The sequence below is a fragment of the Pseudomonas sp. 24 E 13 genome, from assembly GCF_900004715.1.
Classification (GTDB): domain Bacteria; phylum Pseudomonadota; class Gammaproteobacteria; order Pseudomonadales; family Pseudomonadaceae; genus Aquipseudomonas; species Aquipseudomonas orientalis_A.
The window spans coordinates 1-4,374 of the sequence record NZ_CVTO01000073.1 but is presented as its reverse complement, the minus strand read 5'-3'; the positions used below and the strand labels follow the sequence as shown (position 1 = coordinate 4,374).

4 protein-coding genes are annotated in these 4,374 nt (G+C 64.6%); all 4 read left to right on the top strand.

Annotated features, from left to right (window positions below):
- The first annotated feature begins 70 nt into the window (after positions 1-70).
- Positions 71-1,060, top strand: a complete 990-nt coding sequence (gene cobD / locus BFP90_RS03855; RefSeq protein ID WP_065895989.1) for a threonine-phosphate decarboxylase CobD — start codon at positions 71-73, stop codon at positions 1,058-1,060.
- Positions 1,057-2,508 (top strand): cobyric acid synthase, encoded by a 1,452-nt coding sequence (locus tag BFP90_RS03850; protein ID WP_065895988.1) that lies wholly within the window; start codon positions 1,057-1,059, stop codon positions 2,506-2,508. Before cobD ends, BFP90_RS03850 begins: the two co-directional genes overlap by 4 nt.
- A 487-nt stretch (positions 2,509-2,995) precedes the next feature.
- A complete protein-coding gene (cobU, locus tag BFP90_RS03845; protein ID WP_065892317.1) occupies positions 2,996-3,517 on the top strand; it encodes a bifunctional adenosylcobinamide kinase/adenosylcobinamide-phosphate guanylyltransferase in 522 nt (173 codons plus the stop codon).
- Positions 3,514-4,374, top strand: an 861-nt coding sequence (gene cobT / locus BFP90_RS03840) for a nicotinate-nucleotide--dimethylbenzimidazole phosphoribosyltransferase (protein WP_065895987.1), incomplete at its 3' end; no start/stop codon positions are given. The genes cobU and cobT, both read left to right, overlap by 4 nt.

The window sequence follows — 4,374 nt, the reverse complement described above, 5'->3', positions numbered from 1 at the left end:
CGTGGCTGGCAACTGGTGCAGCGCGGCGTATGGTTGTGGCTGCTGATCCTGTGCGCGGGGGCGCAATTTTATGCTTGAACATGGTGGTCGGCTGCGTAAGGCCGCAATTGAATACGGGATTGCCGAAGCGGATTGGCTCGATTTGTCCACTGGCCTGGCGCCCTGGCCGTGGCCGATCCCCGAGATTCCTGCGCGCGCCTGGGCGCGGTTACCCGAAGCCGATGACGGCCTGGAGAAAGTGGCCAGCGACTACTACGGCGCCGCCCAAGCGTTGCCGGTGCCAGGCTCCCAGGCCGCGATCCAGTTACTGCCGCGCCTGCGCCGTTCGGGCAAGGTCGGAGTGCTGTCGCCGTGTTATGCCGAGCACGCCGAGGCCTGGCGGCGTGCCGGTTATGTCGTACGCGAAGTGCAGGAGCAGGAAGTCGACTTCTTTCTCGACGGCCTCGACGTGCTGGTGGTGGTCAACCCCAATAACCCCACCGGCTTGAACCTGGCCCCTGAGCGCCTGCTCGACTGGCATGCGCGGCTGGCCCAGCGCGGCGGCTGGCTGGTGGTGGACGAGGCCTTCATGGATGTTACCCCGCACTTGAGCCTGGCCAGCCACACCCATCAGGTCGGCTTGATCGTGTTGCGCTCGTTTGGCAAGTTCTTCGGCCTGGCCGGGGTGCGCCTGGGTTTTGTGCTGGCCGAGCGCAAGTTGCTCAGGTTGTTGGCCGAACAGGTCGGGCCTTGGGCGGTCAGCGGGCCGACCCGGGTGATTGGCCAGCATTGCCTGAGCGACAGCGCCGGGCATGTCCGCCAGCGCACCCGTTGCCTTGAGACCGGCCAGCATTTGTTCGACCTGCTGCAGCGCCAGGGCTTTGAACCCCACGGGGGCTGCGCCCTGTTCCAGTGGCTGATCACACCGCACGCCGAACGCTTGCACGAATTCATGGCCCAGCGCGGCATCCTGCTGCGCCTGTTCGTGCACAACAGCAGCGTGCGTTTCGGCCTGCCCGGCAGCGAGGCCGATTGGCAGCGCCTCGAGACGGCCCTGGCCGCCTATAAGGAAGTGACATGACCACGCTGATGGTGCAGGGCACCACCTCCGATGCCGGTAAAAGCACGCTGGTGACCGCGCTGTGTCGCTGGCTGGTGCGCCAGGGGGTTCCGGTCGCACCGTTCAAGCCACAGAACATGGCGCTCAACAGCGCGGTGACCGCCGAAGGTGGCGAGATCGGCCGCGCCCAGGCCGTGCAGGCCCAGGCCGCCCACCTGGCGCCCCACACCGACATGAACCCGGTGTTGCTCAAGCCCAACAGCGACACCGGTTCCCAAGTGATCATCCATGGCCGCGCCGTGACCAGCATGAACGCGGTCGCCTACCACGACTACAAGGCCATCGCGATGCAGGCGGTGCTGGCCTCCCACACCCGGTTGAGCCAGGCCTATGCGGTGGTCATGGTCGAAGGCGCGGGCTCGCCGGCCGAAATCAACCTGCGCGCCAATGACATCGCCAATATGGGCTTCGCCGAGGCCGTGGACTGCCCGGTGCTGTTGATCGCCGATATCAATCGCGGCGGGGTGTTCGCCCATCTGGTCGGCACCCTGGAGTTGTTGTCCCCCAGCGAGCAGGCACGGGTCCAGGGGTTCATCATTAACCGTTTTCGCGGTGATATCGCGCTGCTGCAACCGGGGCTCGATTGGCTGGAGGCGCGCACCGGCAAGCCGGTGGTGGGCGTGCTGCCCTATGTGATGGACCTGCACCTGGAGGCCGAGGACGGTATCGATCAGCGCCAGATCGACAAGGCCGCCCAGGTGCTCAAGGTGGTGGTGCCGGTGCTGCCGCGCATCAGCAACCACACGGATTTCGATCCGCTGCGCCTGCATCCCCAGGTGGACCTGCAATTCGTCGGGCCGGGCCAGCCGATCCCGGCTGCCGACCTGATCATCCTGCCGGGGTCGAAAAGCGTGCGCAGTGATCTGGCGTATTTGCGTGCCAATGGCTGGGACACGGCCGTGGCGCGGCATTTGCGTTATGGCGGCAAGGTGCTGGGCATTTGTGGCGGGTTGCAGATGCTCGGCGAGCAGGTGCATGACCCGCTCGGTCTGGAAGGAGCCGCCGGCTCCAGCGACGGGTTGGGGCTGCTGGCGTTCAGTACCACGCTTGCGCAGGAGAAGCAGCTGCGCAATGTGCGCGGACGGTTGCTGCTGGAGGATGCCGAGGTCAGTGGGTATGAGATCCATGCGGGGGTGACGAGCGGCGGGGCGCTGTCGAATGCCGCTGTGCGGCTTGATGATGGACGCAACGATGGTGCGCAGAGTGCCGATGGGCAGATTCTCGGGACGTACCTGCATGGCTTGTTCGAAACCCCGGCCGCGTGCAGTGCGTTGTTGCGCTGGGCGGGGTTGCAGGAGGTGCAGGAAGTGGATTATCACGCGCTGCGTGAGCGGGATATCGAGCGGTTGGCGGATTTGGTGGAGCACCATCTGGATACGGACTTGTTGCGCAGACTGTGCGGGCTTTGACGGTGTGTACGCGGACAGAATGTGGGAGGGGGCTTGCTGCCGATGGCGGCCTGTGGGCCGACCAGGATGTTGGATTGGACCGAGTACATATCCGTTTCTGCGGTAACGGCTGCTTAGGGTTCCGCCCTTACGACGGCTCACTTTTGAAAAGCGCAAAAGTAAGCAAAACGCTCTTGCCCCACCACTCGGCACCTCGCCTAGGCTCGGTGTGCCAGCGTGGTTTAACGGGGCGCCTAAGATCAAGATCAAGAGCGACTCGCTGCGCATCGTGGTTAGGGTTGGGCGCTACTGAGTTGTGTAGTCAGCCGCGGACTAAATGTGGGAGGGGCGGTGCGACGATTCGACTTGCCCCCGATAGCGGTGGGTCAGCTATCGAAGTTTTCACTGTCACTCCCTCATCGGGGGCAAGTCGAATCGTCGCACCGCCCCTCCCACATTGTTCGGTGGCGGCCTCAGCCGGTCGGCGGGCCTTGGAAGGTATGTGCTTATGCATCAATTAATTCTCGGCGGCGCTCGCTCGGGCAAGAGTCGGCTGGCCGAAAAGCTCGCCGGCGACAGCGGGCTGTCTGTGATTTATATCGCCACCAGCCAACCGCTGGACGGTGAGATGAATCAGCGCGTTGCCTTGCATCGCGAACGGCGTCCGGAGCATTGGGGGTTGATCGAAGAACCCGTCGAGCTGGCGCGTGTGCTGCGTGAAAACGCCGCTGCCGGCCATTGCCTGTTGGTCGACTGCCTGACTTTGTGGCTGACCAATCTGTTGATGCTCGAGGATGCCGAGCGCCTGGCGTTCGAGCGCGATCAGTTGCTGCAAACCCTGGCGTCGCTGCCGGGTGAAATCATTTTTGTCAGCAACGAGACCGGACTGGGTGTCGTGCCGCTGGGCGAATTGACTCGCCGTTATGTGGATGAAGCCGGTTGGCTGCATCAAGCCTTGGCCGAGCGGTGTCAGCGTGTGGTGCTGACGGTGGCCGGCCTGCCCCTGACTTTGAAAGGTACTGCGTTATGACCGATTCCTGGTGGCTCAACCCCTGCAAGGCCATCGATGCTTCTGCGCAGAAACAGGCGCGGGACCGTCAGCAGCAGTTGACCAAACCCGCTGGTTCCCTCGGCCAGTTGGAAGCGCTGGCGGTGCAATTGGCCGGGTTGCAGGGCCGGGTCAAGCCCTCGGTGGATCAACTGTGGATCGCGATTTTTGCCGGCGACCACGGCGTGGTCGCGGAAGGCGTGTCGGCGTTTCCCCAGGAAGTGACCGGGCAGATGCTGCACAACTTTGTCACCGGTGGCGCGGCCATCAGCGTGTTGGCGCGGCAACTGGACGCGCAGTTGGAGGTAGTCGATCTCGGCACGGTGACGCCATCCCTGGCGTTGCCCGGCGTGCGTCACCTGAATATCGGCGCGGGCACGGCCAACTTCGTCAACGGCCCGGCGATGACCCAGGCTCAGGGCAATCAGGCCCTGCAGGCCGGGCGAGACAGCGCACACCGCGCCCTGGAAAACGGCGCACAGCTGTTTATCGGTGGCGAGATGGGCATCGGCAACACCACCGCCGCCAGTGCGTTGGCCTGTGCGCTGCTCGATTGCCCGGTGAGTGACCTGACCGGGCCGGGCACGGGTTTGAATGCCCAGGGTGTCAGTCATAAGGTGGCGGTCATCGAGCGCGGCCTGACACTGCACGGGGCCCAGCGCGACGACGCGCTGCAGACGCTGTTCAACTTGGGGGGCTTTGAAATCGCCGCGCTGGTCGGTGCCTATCTGGCCTGCGCCCAGGCGGGCATCGTGGTGCTGGTGGACGGGTTTATCTGCAGCGTCGCCGCACTGGTCGCCACGCGCCTGAACCCGGCCTGCCGCGAGTGGCTGGTGTTC

Excerpts from the sequence above, each read along its gene's own strand:
- cobU (WP_065892317.1), top strand. The coding sequence starts at position 2,996 with ATGCATCAATTAATTCTCGGCGGCGCTCGCTCGGGCAAGAGTCGGCTG.
- BFP90_RS03850 (WP_065895988.1), top strand. The coding sequence starts at position 1,057 with ATGACCACGCTGATGGTGCAGGGCACCACCTCCGATGCCGGTAAAAGC.
- cobD (WP_065895989.1), top strand. The coding sequence starts at position 71 with ATGCTTGAACATGGTGGTCGGCTGCGTAAGGCCGCAATTGAATACGGG.